The 22,580-nt window shown below is 59.5% G+C and carries 19 protein-coding genes; 12 read left to right on the top strand and 7 right to left on the bottom strand.

Going from position 1 to position 22,580, the window contains the following annotated elements; translation table 11 throughout:
- Positions 1-35: 35 nt before the first annotated feature.
- Positions 36-173, bottom strand: coding sequence for a hypothetical protein (locus ICA15_RS04065; protein ID WP_042558177.1), 138 nt, complete (start codon positions 171-173; stop codon positions 36-38).
- An 893-nt stretch (positions 174-1,066) separates the two neighbouring features.
- Here ICA15_RS04065 and ICA15_RS04060 point away from each other — a divergent pair.
- Positions 1,067-2,488: an amino acid permease gene (locus tag ICA15_RS04060; protein WP_150602958.1), complete on the top strand. Its 1,422-nt coding sequence runs from the start codon at positions 1,067-1,069 to the stop codon at positions 2,486-2,488.
- Positions 2,489-2,666: 178 nt separating this feature from the next.
- Positions 2,667-3,080, top strand: a complete 414-nt coding sequence (gene arfB, locus ICA15_RS04055; protein WP_095122751.1) for an alternative ribosome rescue aminoacyl-tRNA hydrolase ArfB — start codon at positions 2,667-2,669, stop codon at positions 3,078-3,080.
- Here the strand turns inward: arfB and ICA15_RS04050 are convergent.
- The 6 genes from ICA15_RS04050 to phhA form a co-directional block, all read right to left on the bottom strand.
- Entirely contained in the window at positions 3,077-4,276 is a 1,200-nt protein-coding gene (locus tag ICA15_RS04050) for an MFS transporter (protein WP_210553714.1), read from the bottom strand. The two genes, arfB and ICA15_RS04050, sit on opposite strands and share 4 nt — an antisense overlap.
- Positions 4,277-4,378: 102 nt before the next feature.
- Positions 4,379-4,561: a hypothetical protein gene (locus ICA15_RS04045; RefSeq protein WP_042558181.1), complete on the bottom strand. Its 183-nt coding sequence runs from the start codon at positions 4,559-4,561 to the stop codon at positions 4,379-4,381.
- Positions 4,562-4,633: 72 nt separating this feature from the next.
- Positions 4,634-4,765, bottom strand: a complete 132-nt coding sequence (locus ICA15_RS28490) for a hypothetical protein (RefSeq protein ID WP_263480689.1) — start codon at positions 4,763-4,765, stop codon at positions 4,634-4,636.
- A 312-nt stretch (positions 4,766-5,077) separates the two neighbouring features.
- Positions 5,078-6,271 carry an amino acid aminotransferase gene (locus tag ICA15_RS04040; RefSeq protein WP_150602956.1) on the bottom strand — a complete coding sequence of 398 codons (1,194 nt, stop codon included), beginning with the start codon at positions 6,269-6,271 and terminating at the stop codon, positions 5,078-5,080.
- Positions 6,271-6,627, bottom strand: a complete 357-nt coding sequence (locus ICA15_RS04035) for a 4a-hydroxytetrahydrobiopterin dehydratase (RefSeq protein ID WP_042558183.1) — start codon at positions 6,625-6,627, stop codon at positions 6,271-6,273. Before ICA15_RS04035 ends, ICA15_RS04040 begins: the two co-directional genes overlap by 1 nt.
- 110 nt (positions 6,628-6,737) lie before the next feature.
- Positions 6,738-7,529 carry a phenylalanine 4-monooxygenase gene (phhA, locus tag ICA15_RS04030; RefSeq protein ID WP_150602955.1) on the bottom strand — a complete coding sequence of 264 codons (792 nt, stop codon included), beginning with the start codon at positions 7,527-7,529 and terminating at the stop codon, positions 6,738-6,740.
- A gap of 372 nt (positions 7,530-7,901) precedes the next feature.
- Between phhA and ICA15_RS04025 the strand changes: the two genes are divergently transcribed.
- From ICA15_RS04025 to ICA15_RS03980, 10 genes are all read left to right on the top strand, one after another.
- The gene (locus ICA15_RS04025) at positions 7,902-9,464 is read left to right on the top strand and encodes a sigma-54-dependent transcriptional regulator (protein WP_210553713.1); all 1,563 of its coding nucleotides are present in this window, start codon (positions 7,902-7,904) and stop codon (positions 9,462-9,464) included.
- A gap of 275 nt (positions 9,465-9,739) precedes the next feature.
- Entirely contained in the window at positions 9,740-10,480 is a 741-nt protein-coding gene (locus ICA15_RS04020) for a flagellar basal body rod protein FlgF (RefSeq protein WP_150618486.1), read from the top strand.
- A gap of 45 nt (positions 10,481-10,525) precedes the next feature.
- A complete protein-coding gene (flgG, locus tag ICA15_RS04015; RefSeq protein WP_042558187.1) occupies positions 10,526-11,311 on the top strand; it encodes a flagellar basal-body rod protein FlgG in 786 nt (261 codons plus the stop codon).
- A gap of 52 nt (positions 11,312-11,363) precedes the next feature.
- A complete protein-coding gene (flgH, locus tag ICA15_RS04010) occupies positions 11,364-12,059 on the top strand; it encodes a flagellar basal body L-ring protein FlgH (RefSeq protein ID WP_150602952.1) in 696 nt (231 codons plus the stop codon).
- A gap of 27 nt (positions 12,060-12,086) precedes the next feature.
- Positions 12,087-13,175: a flagellar basal body P-ring protein FlgI gene (locus ICA15_RS04005; protein WP_224450856.1), complete on the top strand. Its 1,089-nt coding sequence runs from the start codon at positions 12,087-12,089 to the stop codon at positions 13,173-13,175.
- A gap of 11 nt (positions 13,176-13,186) precedes the next feature.
- Positions 13,187-14,476, top strand: a complete 1,290-nt coding sequence (gene flgJ, locus ICA15_RS04000; RefSeq protein ID WP_210553712.1) for a flagellar assembly peptidoglycan hydrolase FlgJ — start codon at positions 13,187-13,189, stop codon at positions 14,474-14,476.
- A 23-nt stretch (positions 14,477-14,499) separates the two neighbouring features.
- The gene (gene flgK, locus ICA15_RS03995; protein WP_210553711.1) at positions 14,500-16,545 is read left to right on the top strand and encodes a flagellar hook-associated protein FlgK; all 2,046 of its coding nucleotides are present in this window, start codon (positions 14,500-14,502) and stop codon (positions 16,543-16,545) included.
- 13 nt (positions 16,546-16,558) lie between these two features.
- Entirely contained in the window at positions 16,559-18,127 is a 1,569-nt protein-coding gene (locus ICA15_RS03990; RefSeq protein WP_150618489.1) for a flagellar hook-associated protein 3, read from the top strand.
- A gap of 108 nt (positions 18,128-18,235) precedes the next feature.
- Positions 18,236-21,838, top strand: a complete 3,603-nt coding sequence (locus ICA15_RS03985; protein WP_210553710.1) for a glycosyltransferase — start codon at positions 18,236-18,238, stop codon at positions 21,836-21,838.
- A 231-nt stretch (positions 21,839-22,069) separates the two neighbouring features.
- Positions 22,070-22,580: calcium-binding protein (locus tag ICA15_RS03980; RefSeq protein WP_411959644.1), on the top strand; the 511-nt coding region annotated here is incomplete at its 3' end.

Here is a 22,580-nt window from a genome sequence, read left to right as displayed (position 1 = left end):
ACGACCGGCCGGATCGTGCCTGCCCGGTGATGTCTTTACAGAGGCCACATCGCCGTGCCGAACGGAACGACCGCGTCGGCTTGCATCATTTCTACGGCGGCCTCGTGGGTCGGTGCTTCAAACCATTCGTCCAGTTGCAGTTCGCTATCCAAGTCTTTTTCCAATGCTTGCATGGTCGATCTCCTAGATGACTTTCACGGTTGTGACTGGCCGGTCGAGTTGGCCGGCAAGACGTGAAGAACCTAGTTCAGGGATTTTTATAATGCAAAAAATCATTCATTTAATTTTTAAATAGACTTTTTATTCTGTTTTTTGACAGCGGTTTTCTTATTAAAAAACAAAAAACTAAGGCAGCGGATTCGTTAGCAAGCTAGCGACCGTCAATTTGCAGACGTCTGACAGAAATTTCTGAATTGGAAACTCTTCGTTACGGACTGTAAATAAATGTTTACGAAAACAGCGATAAAGCCCCGTGAAAGGAGGCTGTTATCAAGGCTGTAAGGAAAACCTGCCGAAGCCCCATCGGGCGCGGGCTGCGCAAGGCTCTGGCGCGCTTGTTTCAGAGGCGTTTGAAGGGTGAGATGCGCCTCATGCCTGCCGTGCAGGTGCATAACAAGAAGGAGGCGCAATGAACGCCGTGACTGATTTCCACTTCTCACCGTGGGACGGTTTTTCCACTGTTCCCGTCGATGGCCCGCAAAGGCCTGACTCAATTTTTGCAGCCGCTCGAGCGTCTCGAGGCGGACACACGCAATCCCGGCAACCGACACGCTGATCCAGCGGGGTCTGGCGGCAGGGGGTTAGCGGTGTACAATGCGCCGCGTTTTAACTGTGACCCTCTGCGTAATCGCATGAATCTCAAGGCTATCCGCCTTGTTCACTCCGCCGCGCCACAAGCGTGTCGGGTTCGATTTCGTCACAGATAAAAACAAACAGGTGACGCATGACCGTTGTAAAAAAGCTGAACTCCTGGTGCCTGCGCTGGGGTTTGATCGGGGCTGCCTGAAATCGCAACCTTGCAGCAACGTCTACTGAACATCATCAAACCTTGCGTGAGACCTTTTTCATGAGTGGACAACCCTCGCAATCAGGCGAGCTGAAACGCGGCCTGAAAAATCGACACATTCAACTGATCGCCCTCGGTGGCGCGATCGGTACCGGATTGTTCCTCGGCTCGGCCGGGGTCTTGAAATCCGCCGGCCCGTCGATGATCCTCGGCTACGCCATCTGCGGCTTCATCGCCTTCATGATCATGCGCCAGTTGGGCGAGATGATCGTCGAAGAGCCGGTGGCCGGTTCCTTCAGCCATTTCGCACACAAGTACTGGGGCGGCTTCGCCGGTTTCCTGTCGGGTTGGAACTGCTGGATTCTGTACATTCTGGTGGGCATGTCGGAGCTGACCGCGGTCGGCAAGTACATCCACTACTGGGCGCCGGATATCCCGACCTGGGTGTCCGCTGCCGGGTTCTTCGTGCTGATCAACCTGATCAACCTGGCCAACGTCAAAGTCTTCGGTGAAGCCGAATTTTGGTTCGCGATCATCAAGGTCGTGGCGATTGTCGGCATGATTGCCCTCGGCAGTTACCTGCTGGTCAGCGGCAACGGCGGCCCGCAAGCCTCGGTCAGCAACCTGTGGTCCCACGGTGGTTTCTTCCCCAACGGCGTCAGCGGTCTGGTGATGGCCATGGCGATTATCATGTTCTCGTTCGGCGGCCTGGAAATGCTCGGTTTCACCGCGGCCGAGGCCGACAAGCCGAAAACCGTGATCCCGAAAGCGATCAATCAGGTGATCTACCGGATCCTGATTTTCTACATCGGCGCCCTGGTGATCCTACTGTCGCTGACCCCATGGGACAGTCTGCTGGCAACCCTCAACGCTTCCGGCGATTCCTACAGCGGCAGCCCGTTCGTGCAGGTGTTCTCGATGCTCGGCAGCAACACCGCCGCGCACATCCTCAACTTCGTGGTGCTGACCGCTGCGCTGTCGGTATACAACAGCGGCACCTACTGCAACAGCCGCATGCTCCTGGGCATGGCCGAGCAGGGTGATGCGCCGAAAGCGCTGGCGAAAATCGACAAGCGCGGCGTGCCGGTGCGTTCGATTCTGGCCTCCGCGGCGGTAACGCTGGTGGCGGTGCTGCTCAACTACCTGATCCCGCAGCATGCGCTGGAACTGCTGATGTCGCTGGTTGTGGCGACCCTGGTGATCAACTGGGCAATGATCAGCTTCTCGCACTTCAAGTTCCGCCAGCACATGAACAAGACGAAGCAGACACCGTTGTTCAAGGCGCTGTGGTATCCGTACGGCAACTACGTTTGCCTGGCGTTCGTGGTGTTCATTCTCGGCGTGATGCTGTTGATCCCGGGCATTCAGATCTCGGTGTACGCGATTCCGGTGTGGGTCGTGTTCATGTGGGTCTGCTACGTGATCAAGAACAAGCGTGGCGCGCAGCAGGCGCTGCACGCGGCGGGTTCAGCTGCGAAGTAAGCAAGCGGCACAAACAACAAACCCGGCCAATGTGCCGGGTTTTTTGTTGCCTTTGTAGGAGCTGCCGCAGGCTGCGATCTTTTGGCTTTAAATCACCAAGATCAAAAGATCGCAGCCTTCGGCAGCTCCTACAGGGTTGATGGCGTATCCTGCACGCTCTGAATACGGACGCTTTTCCATGCTGGTGATTTCCAACAATGTGCATCTGCCGGATGCCGAGATCGAATTGACGGCCATTCGCGCCCAAGGCGCTGGTGGGCAGAATGTCAACAAGGTCTCCAGTGCCATGCACTTGCGCTTCGACATTACGGCCTCGTCCTTGCCCGAGTTCTACAAGGAACGGTTGCTGGCGCTGCGCGACAGTCGCATCACCAGCGACGGCGTGTTGATCATCAAGGCCCAGCAATACCGCACGCAGGAAGCCAACCGGGCCGATGCGCTAGAGCGTCTGGTGGAGTTGATCCTCAGCGCCACCAAAGTCGAGAAGAAGCGTCGCCCGACCAAGCCGACCCTCGGTTCAAAGAAGCGCCGGCTCGAATCGAAAACCAAGCGCGGCAGCATCAAGGCCGGGCGCGGCAAGGTGGATTTCTAGTCTTCGCGGTATTTCGCGGTGTGCTTGTACAGATACACGCTCAGCGCCAAACCGCTCAGTGAGGCGAGGGCGGCGAACAGGAAGATCGAGGCGAAACCGAAACCGGCAGCAACGGCGCCGGCAATTGGCCCGGTGATCCCCAGCGACAGGTCGATGAACAGCGAGTAGGCGCCGACTGCCGCGCCACGGCTGGAGGCTGGCACCAGATTCACCGCTTCCACGCCCAGCGCCGGGAACACCAACGAGAAACCGAAACCGCTCAATGCCGCGCCGGCCAATGCCCAATGCGCATCGGGCGCCATCCACAGCAGCAACAGTCCCAATGTTTCTACCGACAAACAGGCAATCGCCACGCGGAAGCCGCCGAGGCGATTGATCAGGTTGCCGAACAGCAGCCGCGCGCCGATGAAACTGGCGCCGAACAGGCTCAGGCACAACACCGCGTTGTCCCAATGCTGCGTGGCGTAATACAGGGTGATGAAGGTGGCGATGGTGCCAAAACCAATCGAGCCGAGTGCCAGTCCGCAGCCGTGCGGAAAAACCCGCCTAAGCACATGCATGAACGGCAAGCGCTCACCGGCCACCACCGGGGCGGCGGTTTTCGGCCACGCCAGCAGCAAGCCCAGCGCGGCCAGCAAGATGATGCTTACGCCCATGCTCCACAAGCCCAATCGACTGACCAGCCACACGCCTAACGGCGCACCGATGGCGATGGCACCGTAACTGGCGATGCCATTCCACGAGATGACTTTGGCGGTGTTCGCCGCGCCGACGCGGCCGATGCCCCAGCCAATCGAGCCGGAGCCAACCAGGCTTTCCGCGCTGCCCAACACCAGGCGACCGATCAACAGGCTGATCAGGCTAAGCATCGGCAGGTTTGGCGTCCACGCGGAAATCAGCATGAACACGCCGCTAAGGCCACAACCGGCCAGGCCATACATGACGGCCAGTTTGCTGCCCTTGTTGTCGATGATCTTGCCGGCATACGGGCGGCTGAGCAGGGTAGCGAGGTATTGCACGCTGATCACCAGCCCGGCGACGACCGCGCCAAAACCCAGATCGCTGTGGACATAGCCCGGCAGCACTGCGAGCGGAATGCCAATGTTCAGATAACCGATAAAGGTGAAGAGGACGATGGAAACGACTTGCAGCGTGACCGCCAGGGGGCGCTGGGGCTCGGACATAGAGGACGACATGGGTAAAGATCCACGGGAGCAGCACAATAGATAGGCTGCTCATGATACCGGCGAGAAATAATCTGGGGCGGGAAAAGTAAAACTATTTGCCGGGCGGCGACTTCAGGGTTTGGCAGGAGCAACCAGTTGGGTGGTGACCAGTGCAGCGAGGGCATTTTCTTCGCTGCCGAAACGGGCGAGCAGGGCGGCTTGTTTCTCGGGGGAGAGGCGGCTCCAGATCTCGATCATTTTCTCGGTGGCGCCGATCAGGACAGCGGCTTGGCTTTCGGAGAATTCGTCGGTCATGGCGGGCTCGGTTCAGGCAGTGTGGAAAGCGCATATTAGCGCTTTCCACACGGTCTGTACGGCGGGTGTTGCTTACTCGTCGCTGTCGGCCGGACGGCTTTCAGCTGCTTCTTTGGGCTCGGCCTGTGCGGCGCCGGCTTGTTGCATGGTCGTCTGCTCAGGCTCGTGCAGGCTTGGGAAGGGGAGATTAGGAATCTCGTGCATGGTTGCGCTCCTCGCTAAGTCTGTTGATAGATCTGGTAGATCCGCGCTTTCAGAAAGCCTGCGCAGGATACAGCAGGAAAAATGACAATCAGACTTTTAATTCAATTTATTGCGACAAATGGCCGCAGGGGGGCGGCGGAAAGCAAAAGGCTGCTGCAAAAACACATGTAGGAGCTGCCGCAGGCTGCGATCTTTTGATCTTGTTTTAAAAGCAAGATCAAAAGATCGCAGCCTGCGGCAGCTCCTACATTGGATTGATCGTTCCCAGGCGGAGCGTGGGGACGGTCAGTACAGGGTGTTGCGGTGTCTCGCCTAGTTGCAGACTTCGGCGATGGCCTCGGCCAGCAGCGCCAGGCGTGTCGCATCGATGCCGGCAACGTTGGCCCGACCCGAACTCACCATGTACACACTGTGATGCTCGCGCAGTTGTTTCACCTGCTCCGGCGACAAACCGGTGTAGGAGAACATCCCGCGCTGCACGCCAATGTGTGCAAAACGCTCGCGCAACCCGTGCGGCTCCAGCGCTTCGACCAGGCCGCTGCGCAGCTGCGCAATACGCAAGCGCATGGCTTCCACTTCATCGGCCCAGCGGGCTTTCAGCTCTGGATCGGCGAGGATAGTCGCGACCACAGCTGCACCATGATCCGGCGGCGTCGACCACAGATTACGGGCGATGTTGGCCAGTTGGCTGCGGATGTCGATGAGCTTGTCGGCGCTTTTCGCGCAGACGATCAGCGCACCGGTACGGTCGCGATACAGGCCGAAGTTTTTCGAGCAGGAACTGGTGATCAAAAGCTCAGGCAGTTCGGCGGCGAATAACCGGGTTGACCACGCATCCTGCTCCAGACCATCGCCAAAGCCCTGATAGGCGAAGTCGATCAGCGGCAGCAAATCACGGCTGCGCACCACGTCCAGCACACGCTGCCAGTCGTCGTGGCTCAGATCGAACCCGGTCGGGTTGTGGCAGCACGCATGCAGCAACACCACGTCGCCCTTGGGCACTTCATTGAGCACCGCGAGCATCGCTTCGACGTCGAGACGGTTGTCACTGCCCACATAAGGGTAGTGACTGGCCTTGACCCCGGCCGCCGCGAAAATGGTTTCGTGGATCGGCCAGGTCGGATTGCTCAGCCATACGCCTTTGCCCGGCAGGCATTGGGCGATGAAGTCGGCAGCCAGACGCAGGGCACCAGTGCCGCCCGGCGTCTGAGTGGCGCCTGCACGCTGTTCGGCGAGCAGTTTCGAGTCGGCGCCAAGCACCAGCTCGTTGATGACCTTGCCGAACAACGGATTGCCGTGGCCACCGATGTAGGTCTTGGTGTCCTGGCTTTCGACCAGTCGCGCCTCGGCGATTTTCACCGCTTCAGGGATCGGCGTCAGGCCTTGGGCGTCCTTGTAGACGCCAACGCCCAGGTCGAATTTGCGCGGGTTAGGGTCCTGCGCATACGCCTCCATCAAACCGAGGATAGGGTCGCCGGGTACCCGGCCGATGGCGTCGAAGTGCATTACTTGCGCCCTTCAGCGGTCTTGGCCACTTCATCCGTGCGCGCAGCCATGATGAAGTCGTTGCGGTGCAGGCCTTTGATCGAGTGGCTCCACCAGGTCACGGTGACTTTGCCCCACTCGGTCAGCAGGCCCGGGTGGTGACCTTCGGCCTCGGAGATCTCGCCGACGGCGTTGGTGAAGGCCAGTGCGTGCTTGAAGTTTTTGAACAGGAACAGTTTTTCCAGTTGCATCACGCCATCGCGAACTTCGATGTTCCAGTCAGGGATCTGCTTGATCAGGATCGGCAGTTCTTCGTCGCTGACTTGTGGCGCATCGGCGCGGCAGGCTTCGCAGTGGGCTTGGTTCAAAGTAGACATGGTGGGCTTCCTGAAATCTGGAGGTGTTTTTTTATATTGGCCGTCAATGCCGCCACGCTAAAGCAAAGTGGCGGCAACTGACAGACTCACTTGTCAGCAAAAGTGGCGGGTCACGCCGCTTTCGGTTTTGGCGGAAATTTCGGCGCGTGCAGACCTAGCTGCATTCCTTGTCTGACCATGGCCATGATGTCTTCATGGGCCACATCGAACAGGCGCTTGAGGTTCGGCAGGACAAAGTACAGCGGTTGCAGGATGTCGATGCGATACGGCGTGCGCATCGCTTCCAGCGGGTCGAATGCCTGATGTTCGGGCTCGTCCGACAGCGAATAAACAGTTTCTTTCGGCGAAGACAGGATGCCGCCGCCGTAGATGCGTTTGCCTTGCGGGGTGTCGACCAGGCCGAACTCGATAGTCATCCAGTACAGGCGCGCAAGATAAACGCGCTCTTCCTTGGTCGCTTGCAGGCCAAGTTTGCCGTAGGTGTGGGTGAACTCAGCGAAATACGGGTTGGTCAGCAGCGGGCAGTGACCAAAAATCTCGTGGAAAATATCCGGCTCTTGCAGGTAGTCCAGCTCTTCGCGGGTACGAATGAACGTGGCCACCGGAAATTGTTTGCTGGCGAGCAATTCGAAGAAGGTCTGGAAGGGGATCAGCGCCGGGACACGGGCGACCTGCCAGCCGGTGGTCTCGCCGAGCACTTTGTTGATCTCGCCCAGTTGCGGGATGCGGTCGTGGGGCAGACCGAGTTTTTCGATACCGTCCAGGTACTCCTGGCACGCACGACCCTCGAGCACTTTCAGTTGGCGAGTGATCAGCGTGTTCCACACCGCGTGTTCTTCGGCGGGGTAGTCGATAAAACCTTGCGCATCGGGCTCGCGGGCCACGTATTGCGTCTGCTTCATACTGCTCTCCTGCTAGGGGAATTCGTTCTTGTTATGTCCAGCGATGGACTCAGAATTACCTGAGAGTGTGGCGGTGTGCAGTAGGTTGAATCGTACGGTCGTAGGAAACTTCTGTGGATTTCGTAAAGTATTCGTTACGGTTTTGCGGATATCTCGCAATTACGGCGATTCTCAGGTTTGAAAAGGTCAGCGGCTGTCACATAATCTTGACAACTATCTGCGCGCCTCGACAGAAAGTCTGGCGCCGTCCCCTGTAGGAGTGAGCCTGCTCGCGATAGCGGTGTGTCATTCAAAATCAATGCTGCCTGATGTATCGCCATCGCGAGCAGGCTCACTCCTACAGGTTTCTCATCGTTAATCCGGGCCTTTTATATGCGTATCAAAGTCCACTGCCAGAACCGCATCGGCATCCTGCGCGACATCCTCAACCTGCTGGTGGCGTACGGGATCAACGTCGCGCGAGGCGAGGTCGGCGGTGAGCATGGCAACGCGATCTATCTGCATTGCCCGAACCTGATCAATATCCAGTTCCAGGCGCTGCGGCCGAAATTCGAAGCGATTGCCGGGGTGTTCGGCGTCAAGCGGGTAGGGCTGATGCCGAGCGAGCGCCGGCACATGGAATTGAACGCATTGCTCGGTGCGCTGGAGTTTCCGGTGCTGTCGATCGACATGGGCGGCTCGATCGTCGCCGCCAACCGCGCGGCGGCACAGTTGCTCGGCGTGCGGGTCGATGAAGTGCCGGGGATTCCACTGTCGCGCTATGCCGAAGATTTCGATTTGCCGGAACTGGTGCGGGCGAATAAATCGCGAATCAACGGCATGCGGGTCAAGGTCAAAGGCGATGTGTTTCTGGCCGACATCGCTCCGCTGCAATCGGAACACGACGACAGCGAAGCCATGGCCGGTGCGGTATTGACCCTGCACCGCGCCGACCGCGTCGGCGAGCGCATCTATAACGTGCGCAAGCAGGAGTTGCGCGGGTTCGACAGCATTTTCCAGAGCTCCAAAGTCATGGCGGCAGTGGTGCGTGAAGCACGGCGGATGGCGCCGCTCGATGCACCTCTATTGATAGAAGGCGAAACCGGCACGGGCAAGGAGTTGCTGGCGCGCGCCTGTCACCTCGCCAGTCCGCGCGGGCAATCGCCGCTGATGGCGCTCAACTGCGCGGGGCTTCCGGAGTCGATGGCCGAGACCGAACTGTTCGGTTATGGCCCCGGTGCTTTTGAAGGTGCGCGCGCCGAAGGCAAGCTGGGTCTGCTGGAATTGACGGCGGGGGGGACGTTGTTTCTCGATGGCGTGGGTGAAATGAGTCCGCGCTTGCAGGTGAAACTGTTGCGCTTTCTGCAGGACGGCTGCTTCCGTCGCGTCGGCAGTGATGAAGAGGTTTATCTGGATGTACGGGTGATTTGCGCGACGCAGGTTGACCTGTCTGAATTGTGCGCGCGGGGCGAGTTTCGCCAGGATCTGTATCACCGCTTGAACGTGCTGTCGCTGCACATTCCACCGCTGCGCGAATGCCTCGACGGTTTGACGCCGCTGGTAGAACACTTCCTCGATCAGGCCAGCCGGCAGATCGGCTGTCCTCTGCCAAAACTGGCGCCGGCGGCGATGGATCGGCTCAGCCATTACCACTGGCCGGGCAACGTGCGGCAGTTGGAAAACGTGCTGTTCCAGGCCGTTTCGCTGTGTGACGGCGGCACGGTTAAAGCCGAACATATTCGTCTGCCGGATTACGGCGTGCGTCAGCCACTTGGCGATTTTTCGCTGGAGGGCGGGCTGGACGAGATCGTCGGGCGCTTCGAAAAAGCGGTGCTGGAGCGATTGTATTCGGAGCACCCGAGCAGTCGGCAATTGGGCAAGCGACTGGGCGTTTCGCACACGACCATTGCCAATAAATTGCGTGAGTATGAGGTGGGCAAGAACATCGAGTCCTAGGGTCAAAAGATCGCAGCGTGCCGCAGCTCCTACATTTGAAATGTAATCCCCCCCTGTAGGAGCTGCGGCACGCTGCGATCTTTTGATCTGTTGCCGCGAAGCGGCACAACACCGCCGGTTTTTCGACTTCGATACATTTCCCCTTTCCCCGCAATCCCCCTCAAGTCCTTTGTTTACCGGGCTTCGCCCTGCCAGAAAAAAGTTGGTCTGCAAATTGCTTATGGCTCAGCAGTACAGCAGTGGGCGGCAAACGTCCGGCATGCAGAGGAAAGAGCGTGGACAAGTACCTTTATGTGGCAATGACCGGCGCGAGCCAAAACGCGCTGGCGCAAAGGGCTCATGCCAACAACCTGGCGAACATTTCCACCAACGGTTTTCAGCGCGACCTGGAGCAGGCGCGTTCGATGCCGGTGTTCGGTGACAGCTTTCCGGCGCGCGCGTTTGCCATGAGCGAGCGGCCCGCCACCGACTTCACTCCGGGCTCGCTGGTGCAGACCGGGCGTGACCTGGACGTCGCCGTGACCGGCAACGGCTGGATCGCCGTGCAGAACCCGAGCGGCGGCGAAAGCTACGTGCGCACCGGCAGCCTCAACGTCGATGCCCTCGGTGTATTGCGCGCCGGCAACGGCATGCCGGTGATGGGCAATGGCGGTCCGATCGCCGTGCCACCCGAGCAGCAGATCGAAGTCGGTGAAGACGGCACCATCAGTATTCGCGCGATGGGCGAAGGCCCGCGTGTGATGGCCGAAGTCGACCGGATCAAACTGGTCAACCCGGACATCAAGAGCATGAATAAAGGCCTCGACGGCTCGATCTACACCAAGGACGGCCAGCCGGCGCAGGCCGATGCCAACGTCAAACTGGTGTCGGGTTTCCTTGAGTCGAGCAACGTCAATGCCGTCGAAGAGATGACCTCGGTGCTGGCCCTGGCCAAGCAGTTCGAGTTGCACATCAAGATGATGAACACCGCCAAAGACGACGACCAGGCCATGGCTCGGGTCTTGCAGATCAGCTAATTATCAGAACGTCGCGCCGTAAAACAGGCGCACGAGGAGAATCGAATGCTTCCGGCTCTATGGGTTGCCAAAACGGGTCTGTCCGCTCAGGACACCAACCTCACCACCATTTCCAACAACCTGGCGAACGTTTCGACCACGGGTTTCAAACGTGACCGCGCCGAGTTCCAGGACTTGCTGTACCAGATCAAACGCCAGCCAGGCGCCCAGTCGACTCAGGACAGCGAACTGCCGTCGGGTCTGCAAGTGGGTACCGGTGTGCGCATCGTCGGCACCCAGAAAAACTTCACCGCCGGCAGCCTGCAAACCACCGAGCAGCCGCTGGACATGGCCATCAACGGTCGCGGTTTCTTCCAGATCCTGCAGCCGGACGGCACCACGTCCTACACCCGTGACGGTACGTTCCACCTCGACTCCAATGGCCAGATCGTCAACGCCAGTGGTTTCGCTCTGGAGCCTGCGATCGTTATCCCGAACGACGCGCAAACCTTCACCGTCGGCAATGACGGCACCGTTTCCGTCACGCTGCCGGGCAACGCTGCCTCGCAAGTGATCGGCAACCTGCAGACCGCTGACTTCATCAACCCGGCCGGTCTGCAAGCCGTGGGCAACAACCTGTTCCTGGAAACCGCCGCTTCCGGCGCGCCGCAGGTCGGTACTCCGGGTCTGGCCGGTTTCGGCACCACGCTGCAGAACACCCTGGAAACGTCCAACGTCAGCACCGTTGAAGAGATGGTCAACATGATCACCACTCAGCGCGCTTACGAGATGAACTCCAAGGTGATCTCCACCGCCGACCAGATGCTCTCGTTCGTAACGCAGAATCTGTAATCAAGTCTATGAGGCGGCCATGAGGTCGCCTGCAACACCGTGAGGTAGGGTCATGAATCGCTTTGTATCTGTTCTGGCATTGAGTGGGGTCGTCTCGCTCGCGGGCTGCGTCGCCCCGACGCCCAAGCCCAATGACCCTTACTACGCTCCGGTGTTGCCGCGCACGCCGTTGCCGGCGGCTGCCAATAATGGCTCGATCTATCAGGCCGGTTTCGAGCAGAACCTGTACAGCGACCGCAAGGCGTTCCGGGTCGGTGACATCATCACCATCACCCTGAACGAGCGCACCCAGGCGAGCAAGAACGCCAACTCGCAGATGGACAAGAACAGCGACAACTCGGTCGGTCTGACCTCGTTGTTCGGTTCCAGCCTGACCACCAACAATCCGATTGGTGGCGGCGACCTGAGCCTGAACGCCGGCTACAGCGCCGACCGCTCGACCAAGGGGGACGCCAAGTCGGGACAGAGCAACAGCCTGACCGGTTCGATCACCGTGACCGTCGCCGACGTTTTGCCTAACGGCATCATCGCTGTGCGCGGCGAGAAGTGGCTGACGCTGAACACTGGCGATGAGCTGGTGCGAATTGCCGGCATGGTCCGCGCCGATGACATCGCTACCGACAACACCGTGTCGTCGACTCGCGTCGCCGATGCACGCATCACCTATTCGGGTACTGGCGCATTTGCCGACACGAGTCAGCCAGGCTGGTTCGACCGCTTCTTCCTCAGCCCGCTGTTCCCTTTCTAGGTGGCTACGTTGAATCTGAAAAGCCTCATGCTGGCCGCGCTGTTGTTGCCGGTGGCCTTCACTGCACACGCCGAACGGTTGAAAGACATCGCCAGTATTTCCGGCGTGCGTTCCAACCAGTTGATCGGCTATGGCCTGGTGGTCGGGCTTAACGGCACCGGTGACCAGACGACACAGACTCCGTTCACCCTGCAGACCTTCAACAACATGCTCTCGCAGTTCGGCATCAAGGTGCCGCCGGGTTCGGGCAACGTGCAGTTGAAGAACGTCGCGGCGGTTTCGATCAGTGCCGATCTGCCGGCGTTCGCCAAGCCGGGTCAGCAGGTCGACATCACCGTTTCGTCGATCGGTAACTCCAAGAGCCTGCGCGGCGGCACACTGTTGCTGACCCCGCTCAAGGGTATCGACGGCAACGTCTACGCCATCGCTCAGGGCAACCTGGTTGTCGGTGGTTTCGACGCCGAAGGTCGTGACGGTTCGAAGATTACCGTCAACGTTCCGTCGGCCGGTCGCATCCCTGGCGGTGCGTCGGTTGAGCGTTCGGTGCCGAGCGGGTTCAACCAAGGCAACAGTCTGACGCTGAACCTCAATCGCTCCGACTTCACCACCGCCAAACGCATCGTCGACAAGATCAACGACATGCTCGGCCCTGGCGTCGCACAAGCCATTGACGGCGGTTCGATTCGCGTGACCGCGCCGCTCGATCCGAGCCAGCGTGTCGACTACCTGTCGATCCTGGAAAACCTCGAAGTCGATCCGGGTCAAGCCGTCGCCAAAGTCATCATCAACTCGCGTACCGGCACCATCGTCATCGGCCAGAACGTGAAGGTTTCGCCAGCCGCCGTGACTCACGGCAGCCTGACCGTGACCATCACCGAAGACCCGATCGTCAGCCAGCCAGGCCCGTTGTCCAACGGCCAGACCGCTGTCGTGCCGCGTTCGCGAGTGAATGCCGAACAGGAAGCCAAACCGATGTTCAAGTTCGGCCCGGGCACCACCCTCGACGAGATCGTTCGTGCGGTGAACCAGGTCGGCGCGGCACCGGGTGACCTGATGGCGATTCTTGAAGCACTGAAGCAGGCCGGCGCGTTGCAAGCCGACCTGATCGTGATCTGAGGACGGCCACTATGGATATGCGCAAAAGCGGTGTGGTCGGCAGCAGCGATTCGGGTTCCTACTCCGACCTCAATCGTCTGAATCAGCTCAAGGTCGGCGACAAGGACAGCGATGCGAACATGCGCAAGGTTGCGCAGGAGTTCGAATCGCTGTTCCTCGGTGAAATGCTCAAGTCGATGCGCTCTGCCACAAATGCGTTGGGCGAAGACAATCCGCTGAACACGCCGGCGGCCAAGCAGTATCAGGAAATGTACGACCAGCAACTGGCCGTTTCCATGTCCCGCGAGGGTGGTGGTATCGGTCTGGCCGACGTGCTGATGCGCCAGATGTCGAAGAACAAACCGATGGCGCCGGGCGAGGCTGAAGCCGCCTCCGCTGCCAAGCAGGAAGCCGCGAAAGCCGCTGCCGCCAATGTCGCCACACCGATTGCTGCCGGCACCGTCGGCACTGGCCCGTTGTCACGCCTCAATGGCGAGCGTCCGCTGTGGGCCTCGCGTTCGGTGCATGCACCGAACACCCAGCTCGCGCACAGCAATGACATGGCGCTGATCAATCAGCGTCGTCTGGCCTTGCCGCCGAAACTGGCTGATCGTTTGCTCGCAGGGCTGGTGCCGTCGGCCACGCCTGCCGCGACAACTCAATTGCCGCAACGCGCCACGACTGCTGCCGTCACTGGCGCAGGCCCGCTGTACAACGGCGACTGGCTGGCGCGTGCCGAGGCCGAGAAAGCCTCAGGCGGCCAGATGCAGGTTTACGGCCGTGCGATGGCGCAGATTCCGCTGGCGCCGGCAAAAAAAGCCTTCAGCTCTGCCGACGAATTCGTCAACACCATGCTGCCGATGGCCAAGGAAGCCGCCGACCGTATCGGCGTCGATCCGCGTTACCTGGTGGCGCAAGCCGCACTGGAAACCGGTTGGGGCAAATCGGTCATGCGCGCGCAGGACGGCAGCAGCAGCCACAACCTGTTCGGTATCAAGGCGAGCAGCAACTGGCAGGGCGATTCGGCCCGGGCAATCACCAGCGAGTTCCGCAATGGCGCGATGGTCAAGGAGACGGCCGAGTTCCGTTCCTACGCCTCGTACAAGGACAGCTTCCACGATCTGGTGACTTTGCTGCAGTCCAATAATCGCTATCAAGAAGTGTTGAAGTCGGCCGATAACCCAGAACAGTTTGTACGCGAGTTGCAGAAGGCCGGTTACGCAACCGACCCGAACTACGCGAGCAAGATTTCGCAGATAGCCAAGCAGATGAACAGTTTTGAAAACTACGCTGCGGCGGGCGTTTCCACCACGCCTTTATAGGCACAAGGTATAAGGTCTGAACCATGAGTTTGCTCAATATCGGGATGTCGGGGCTGTCGGCTAGCCAGTCCTCTTTGGCTACGACAGGCAACAACATTGCCAACGTCGACACCGCCGGTTATTCGCGCCAGCAAACCGTGCAGGGCACTAAATCCTCGCAGCAGTTCGGCAGCGTTTTCATCGGCACGGGCACAACCCTGGCCGACGTGCGCCGGGTCTACAACTCGTACCTGGAAACCCAGTTGCACACCGCGACTTCGCTCAACAGCGAATCGGCGTCGTATCTGGCGCAAGCCAAACCACTGGACGGCACGCTGTCCGACGTCAACACCGGCCTGACCGGTGTGTTGCAGAAATTCTTCACCTCGATGCAGGGTGTATCGACTTCCGCCACCGATGACACTTCCCGTCAATCGGTGCTGACCGGCGCACAGGCGCTGACCGGTCGCTTCAACTCCATCGCCAAGCAGTTGAGCGACCAGAACACCACGATCAACGGCAGCCTGAGCGACATGACCGCCCAGGTGAACAAACTGGCCAACTCGATCGCCGCGCTTAACCAGAAGATCGGTGAGATCTCCACCAGCGGCGGTGCGCCGAACGATCTGCTCGACAGCCGTAATGAGGCCGTGCGCCAGTTGTCCGAGCTGACCGGCGCGCAAGTCGTCGAGCGTGGCACCAGTTTCGATGTGTATGTCGGCAGCGGCCAGCCGCTGGTCATCGGCAACACCACCAACTCACTCAGCACCGTGCCGAGCAAGGATGACCCGACACGCATGGGCATCCAGATGGATCGCGGCTCGAGCACCATCGACATCACTTCGGTGATCAGCGGTGGCGAAATCGGCGGTTTGCTGACTTATCGCAAAGAAGTGCTCGACCCGTCGCTCAACGAGCTGGGGCGTGTAGCGCTGGTCATCGCCGATCAGATCAACAGCCAGCAAGCCCAGGGCATCGACAAGAACGGTGACTTCGGCGCGGCGATTTTCAACAACATCAACAGTGCCGCGCTGATCAGCCAGCGCAGCATTGCGCAGTCGGGTAACAGCGCAGGCTCGGGCAACCTTGACGTCACCATCAAGGACACCGGCAAGCTGACCACCAGCGATTATCAGGTGACGTTCACCAGCGCCACCGATTACACCGTCAAGCGCTCTGACGGTACCGAGATGGGGACGTTCAGCACCAACACGACGCCACCGCCGGTGATCGACGGCTTCAGCCTGGCCCTAAAGGGCGGCGCATTGAGCGCGGGCGACAGCTTCAAAGTGACGCCGACCCGCAACGCGGCAGCGAGCATTCAGACGGTACTGACCGATCCGAAGAAAATCGCGGCAGCGGGTCCGTTGACTGGTGTGGCCAGCGCCAACGGTCTGGGCACTTTTACCCAGCCGACGCTCACCAGCAAGATCGATATCTACAACCCGACTGCCCAGGCTGACATGCAGGCGGCGCTGAAGAATTCGACGCCGGTCAAGCTGGTGTTCGGTGCGGTCTCCGGGGGCAGCCAGTCTTACACTTTCGTGGATGCCAAGGGCGGTCTCATCAGCAGCGGCACTATCGTTCCTGGTCAAGCGAACACGCTGGACCTGAAAGTCGGCATCGTTGATGCCAGCGGCAACCCGGTGCTGGACACCAGCGTTACGCCGAACGTACAGAAAACCTTCTCCATGCAGACCACCGTTGGCGGTACGCCGAAGCCTGGCGAAACCTTCACCATGAACCTGACCGGTGCGGCGTCCTCGGACAACCGCAATGCGCAATCGCTGGTTGGCCTGCAAACTGCGCAGACCGTCGACACCGGTTCGGCGAGCAAAGGCATCAGCCTGACCGACGCCTACAACAAACTCGTGACAAACGTCGGTACCAAGACCGCACAAGGCAAGTCCGACGTTGAAGCCACCACGGCGATCCTGACGCAGGCCGCCGGTGCGCGTGATTCGTTGTCCGGGGTCAACCTGGATGAAGAAACCGGCAACCTGGTCAAATACCAGCAGTACTACACCGCGTCTTCGCAGATCATCAAAGCTGCGCAGGAAACTTTCGCCACGCTGATCAACAGCCTTTAAGGAGTCGTAATTCATGCGCATTTCCACCGCCCAGTATTACGGAACGCAAGCTGCGGACTATCAGCGTAACTTCAACAAGGCGCTGGCCAGCGCCAGCGAGGCGAGCAGCCTGCAACGCATCAACACGGCCGCCGATGATCCGGTCGGTGCCGGTCGTTTGCTGCAGCTTGGTCAGCAGGCCGCGCTGCTTGAGCAGTACACCACCAATATCAGCAGCACCAAGAGTGCGTTGACCGTGCAGGAATCCACGCTGGATGCCATCACCACGGCGTTGAGCCGCGCCAAGGAAATCTCCCTGGCCGCCAACAACGGCACGATCACCGACAAGGATCGCCAGGCTTACGCGTCGGAACTGGGCGAGATCCAGAAACAAGTGCTGGGCCTGATGAACTCCAAGGATGCCGACGGCAACTACCTGTTCTCCGGTTCGAAAACCGACACCGCACCGTATTCGCAAAACACCGACGGCACCTATTCCTACAACGGTGACCAGACCACCATCAATCTGGGCATCGGCGATGGCCTGGCGGTCGGCACCAATACCACCGGTTGGGATGCATTCCAGCAGACCATCAACACCGGTCGCACCAACACCACCATGACCGCACCTGCGGTGGATGACGGTCGCGTTGTATTGTCCAACGGTACCGTTGGCACCGCTGCCACCTATAACTCGACGTTCACCAGTGGTCAGCCGTACACCGTCGCCTTCGTCAGCAGCACGCAGATGAAGATCACCGACGCGCTGGGTAACGACGTCACTGCTGACGCCAGCAAGAACGGCGTGATCAGCAACACCAGCGGTAGCAACCAGAGCTTCAGCTTCCGCGGTGTCGACATGAAGCTGAACCTCAACCTGAAGGCCGGTGATACCAACCCGGATGCGGTCATTGCCGGGCACAGTTTTCAACTGGCGGTGACCCCGGACACGTTCACCACTTCGCGTAGCCCGGGCAACTCTTCGACGGCGGTGATCACCGGTTCCAGCATCACCGATCAGGCGGCCTACACCGCGGCATTCCCGCAGGGTGGGGCGATCCTCAAGTTCACCAGCGCCACTGCGTTTGATCTCTACGCGGCGCCGGTAACCGCTGACAGCAAGCCTGTGTCTTCGGGCACTGTGGCCGGTAGCAACGCGACGGCAGCCGGTGTGACGTTCGCTCTGGGCAGCGCCCCGGCAGCCGGCGATCAATTCTCGATTCAGCCGAATAACCACCAGACTCAGAACGTGCTCGACACCCTGGGTCAGATGATTACCGCGCTGAATACGCCGATCGATGGCGACCCGGTGGCCAAGCAGAAACTGCAGGGCGCCATGGAAGCCGGTATCGGCAACATCGACGCCGCCACCAATCAGATCGGCACTGCTGTCACGTCTATCGGTGCGCGCGGCCAGTCGCTGGATATGCAATCCGCCACGAACGACAGCCTGAGCACGGCGAACACCACGACCCAAGGCTCGATCCGTGATTCGGATCCGGCTGAAGTCATGACCCGCCTGACCTTGCAGCAGACCATGTTGCAGGCCGCGCAACTGGCGTTCAGCAAGATCAGTCAGTTGGGGCTGTTCAACAAGATCTGATCCTCAACGGGTGCATAAACGCCCGTTTACCCTGTCCCTCAGTCATGTTTTTTTGCGGTATCAAGGGCTCGCTTTTCCGGGCGGGCTCGTACCGCCTGTGAGCCCGCCGTGAATTCACTTCCTCTTGTCAGCCTTGTTATTCCTGCCTTCAATTCGCGCTTTTTCGAGCGGGCATTGCGCAGCGCCGTCAGTCAGGGCTATGGCAATCTTGAAATCATTGTGTGCGATGACAGTCGCGGCAGTGAGATCGAAGACATCGTTACGTCGGTTGTCGAGCAGGCCGGCGTCGCCGTGCGTTATGTGCGTAATCCGCACACGTTGGGAATGGTCGGCAATCTGAAAGCCTGCCTGGATCAGGCGCAGGGCGAGTTCATCAAGTTCTTGTGTGACGACGATCATTTGTTTGCCAGCTGTATCGAGTATCAGGCTCGCGTGCTGGCCGAACGTGACGAGGTCAATCTGGTGCTGGCCCAGCGTCTGTTCTGGGACGCCGACGACATGGTGCTGCCTTCACGTCTGGAAAATACGCCACTGTCACCAATCAGTGGCTTGTTCAAGGGTGACGACTTGCTGGCAATCTTCGAGGCGTTCCCGGCGAACATCCTCGGTGGTTTCAGCAGTGCCATGTTCCGTCGCACCGATGTTCTGGAGTTGTTGCCGGCGCTGACGCAGCCCGAGCACTGCTTTGTGGCGAGCCTCGATTTCGCGCTGTTTGTGTGTTTGATGCGGCGCGGCAACGTGGTCGTGTCCAACCACGTGTTGAGTGTCGAACGCCTGTATCCCGATCGTCTGAGCGGCCAGCAAGCCATGAAAGACGCGCTCGAAATCGAGCGGCAATGGCTGATGCAAATGCTCAAGGCGCGCAGCGGAGAATCTGCGCCAGCAAAGGGTTGGGTGCGTTATGTGCCGTTGCCCAAGGCAGATGATTCGCCACGGGTCTGGGAAGAACTGCCGCTGAGCCGCACGCTCGGCACCAAACAGAGCGCTCAGATATGGGCGGTTGGCAGTAGCAGTCTGAGTTTTTCCGAACTCTATACGCAATGGCTGGAGTGCCGCACGCTCAGTGACGTTCAGCGCAGACTGTTGCCGGACACGCTGGCAGGCTGGCCGTCCACGCCGCGAATCGTGCCCATCGTGGTTGATGATCAGGGCAGTTCTGCAGCGCTGGAACGTACGCTGGAGAGTCTCGCCGCGCAGGTCTATGCGCCCGAGCTGACACTGGTGTTGTCTTCTACTTGCGCTGAGCCGGTACTGGACGGACGTGTATTCCATTTGCCGCTGCAAGACGATCGCCTGCAGCAGATCAATGAATTGCTGCCACAGCTGCAGGGAGCCGACTGGTTTTATCTGCTGCGTGCCGGTGATCGTCTGGTGCCCCCTGCCTTGCTGATGATGGCCGAGCGAATCGCCTTCAACAGCGATTTGCAGTGTCTATACAGCGATGAAGGCAGTTTGCGGGCGGGTGAGTCGGTGGAGCCGGCGTTCAAACCCGACTTCAACCTCGACCTGATGCGCACCTACCCTTATGTCGGCCGCACCCTGGCGTTCCAGCGTAATGCCTTTGTGGCGCTCGGCGGATTCGATTCGACGTTCACTGAGTTGGCGCCTCACGACCTGTTGTGGCGGATGGTCGAAGATCAGGGCACTCAGGTGGTCGGGCATCTGGCCGAGATTGCCATCGAGTCGACATTCGATTTGGCCGAGTGGCTATCGCTGCCGCAAGTGACTGAAAACAACCCGCGATTGCTGACGGCCCATCTTGATCGTCTGGGGATCGCCCACGACATGCGTCGCGGCAGCGTCGAGCTGCTCAATCGAGTCGATTACCGGCATGTGAGCCGGCCGTTGGTCTCGATCATCATTTCTACCCGCGACAAGATTTCGGCGCTGCAGCGCTGTGTCGAGAGCCTGCTGGAGAAAACCGCGTACAGCGAGTACGAGCTGTTGCTGGTCGACAACGGCAGCGAGACAGCCGAGGCCCAAGCCTGGCTGGCCGGTATGGCGCAACTGGGCAGCGAGCGAGTGCGGGTGCTGACATACCCGCAGCAAGGCAACGTCGCAGCCTTGCGCAATTTTGCCGTTGCCCAGGCGCGGGGCGAGTACGTGCTGCTACTCAACCCCTTTGCGGTGATCACTCAGGGTGACTGGCTCGATGAGTTGCTCAACCACGCCCAGCGTCCGGAAGTGGGCATCGTCGGTGCCAAGCTGTTCAATCCCGATGGCTATGTCTTGCATGCCGGGCTGGTGCTGGGCTTGCAGGGGCCGGCCGGTGTGCCGTTTTATGGTCAGGCGATGCAGTCCGCCGGGTACATGTTCCGATTGCAAGCGGTTCAGGACCTGAGTGCCGTCGGGGCTGATTGCCTGATGGTGCGCAAGTCGGTGTTCGATGCGGTTGACGGTCTGGATGAGCAGAGTCTGCCGCGCACGCTGCATGAAGTGGACCTGGCCCTGCGCGTCGCCCGGCAAGGTTATCTGGTGGTCTGGACCCCTTACGCGGTGCTGGCGCTCGGGGCGCAACCCGTCGAGTCGGTCATTGATGAAGCCGCAATCTCACATAGCGAGCAGGAAAAAACTTTTTACAAGCGCTGGCTGCCGGTGGTTGCCCGTGACCCGGCCTACAATCCCAACCTGTCGTTGAACGGGGCCACCCGTTCGAGTTTCACGCTCGAGCCGGGCCTGCGCAGTGGTTGGAGTCCTTTCAGCAATAGCTCCTTGCCGAAAATTCTCGGGCTGCCGATCAATGCCTCCGCCGTCGGGCACTATCGTGTCACCCAACCGCTGATCGAACTCGAAGCGGCAGGCAGGGTGCAGGGGCAGATTCGCTATAGCGTGAACCTGCCGCCAATTGTTGAAATCGAGCGTCTGTCACCTGATGTGATTGTTCTGCAGGGCCGTTATTCCGAAGCGCCGATCAACGAGATGCCAGTGCTGCGCGACTACTTCAATGCGCGGCGAATCTATGAGCTGGATGACTACGTGATCGATGTTCCCCACCGCAATGCGCATATCCGCAACATGCCGGACAAGCATCAGATGGAGCGTCTGGTTCGCCGTGCGATCGGCATGTGTGATCGCGTCGTCGTCTCGACTCAGCCGTTGGCCAACGCATTGTCGGATATGCATCACGACATTCGTGTAGTGCCCAACATGTTGGCCAAGGAATTCTGGAGCAACCTGCGCAGCCAGCGCCGGACCTCGAAAAAACCTCGCGTCGGCTGGGGCGGCGGTACCAGTCACCATGGTGACCTGGCGGTGATCGCTGATGTCGTGCGCGAACTGGCGGATGAAGTCGACTGGGTATTTTTTGGCATGTGCCCGGACGACCTGCTTCCGTACATGCATGAGTTCCACGGGGTAATCGCCCTCGACGCGTATCCGGCGAAACTGGCCAGCCTCAATCTCGATCTGGCCTTGGCGCCGCTGGAATTCCACATTTTCAACGACTGCAAGAGCAACCTGCGTCTGCTGGAGTACGGCGCCTGCGGTTACCCGGTGATTTGCACCAACACCGAGGCCTACCAAGGCTATCTGCCGTGCACACGGATCAAGACCAACACCACGGACGAATGGCTGCAGGCAATCCGCATGCACCTGGCCGACCCGGACGCCAGCTATCGCATGGGTGACGATTTGCGCGAAGTCGTGCTGCGCGACTACATTTTGCGCGGCGATAACTTGCGTTATTGGGAAAACGGTTGGCTGGCGGATTGATCGATTTGCGTTGGCCACCATGAAGAAAACAGGCGACTTGGCAGTCGCCTGTTTTTTTTTTGCTTGTGCGGTTCGTGTTTGCATCAACCTCGATACATTTTTATTACCACAGCTAAAGCTGTAATCGTTTCCTGTCGATATCAACACATTCGGCTCTTTTTGACGTTCGCTGCGACGACGTGATCGCCACGCGAATCGGTACCGGTTTCACAACAAGGCAAGGAAGAAATAATGGCTGTAATAAACGGGACAAACGGCGCGGATACGCTGACGGGTACCAGTGGTGATGATGAGATCAATGGGTGGGCCGGCAATGACATCCTCATTGGCGGCGCCGGTGCGGACAAATTAAATGGCGGTGAGGGGTTCGATACTGTCGATTACTCGGCTTCCTCGGCCGGCATCAACGTCGACATCCGACCAGGCACAGGCCTGGCAGGCGTTGGTGGTGATGCACAGGGAGATACCCTGACCGGTGTTGAAAAAGTCATTGGTACTGCATTCAACGATACGTTCACCACCGACGCCTACCTCTTCGCTACTTACGAGGGCGGCGCCGGGGATGACATCTATTACGTCAATGGCGGCGGCGTGACGGCCATCGAGCAAGTTGGCGGCGGCAACGATGAAGTGCGCGTGACCTACAAAGACCACACACTGGCAGCCAACATCGAACGCCTGACTTACACCGGCACTGGCTCGTTCACTGGCTGGGGCAATGCCCTCGACAACGTCATCACTG

Origin of the sequence: Pseudomonas sp. P116, assembly GCF_020149425.1 — a bacterium.
Taxonomy (GTDB): Bacteria; Pseudomonadota; Gammaproteobacteria; order Pseudomonadales; family Pseudomonadaceae; genus Aquipseudomonas; species Aquipseudomonas anatoliensis.
This window is presented reverse-complemented; position numbering and strand designations above follow the sequence as displayed.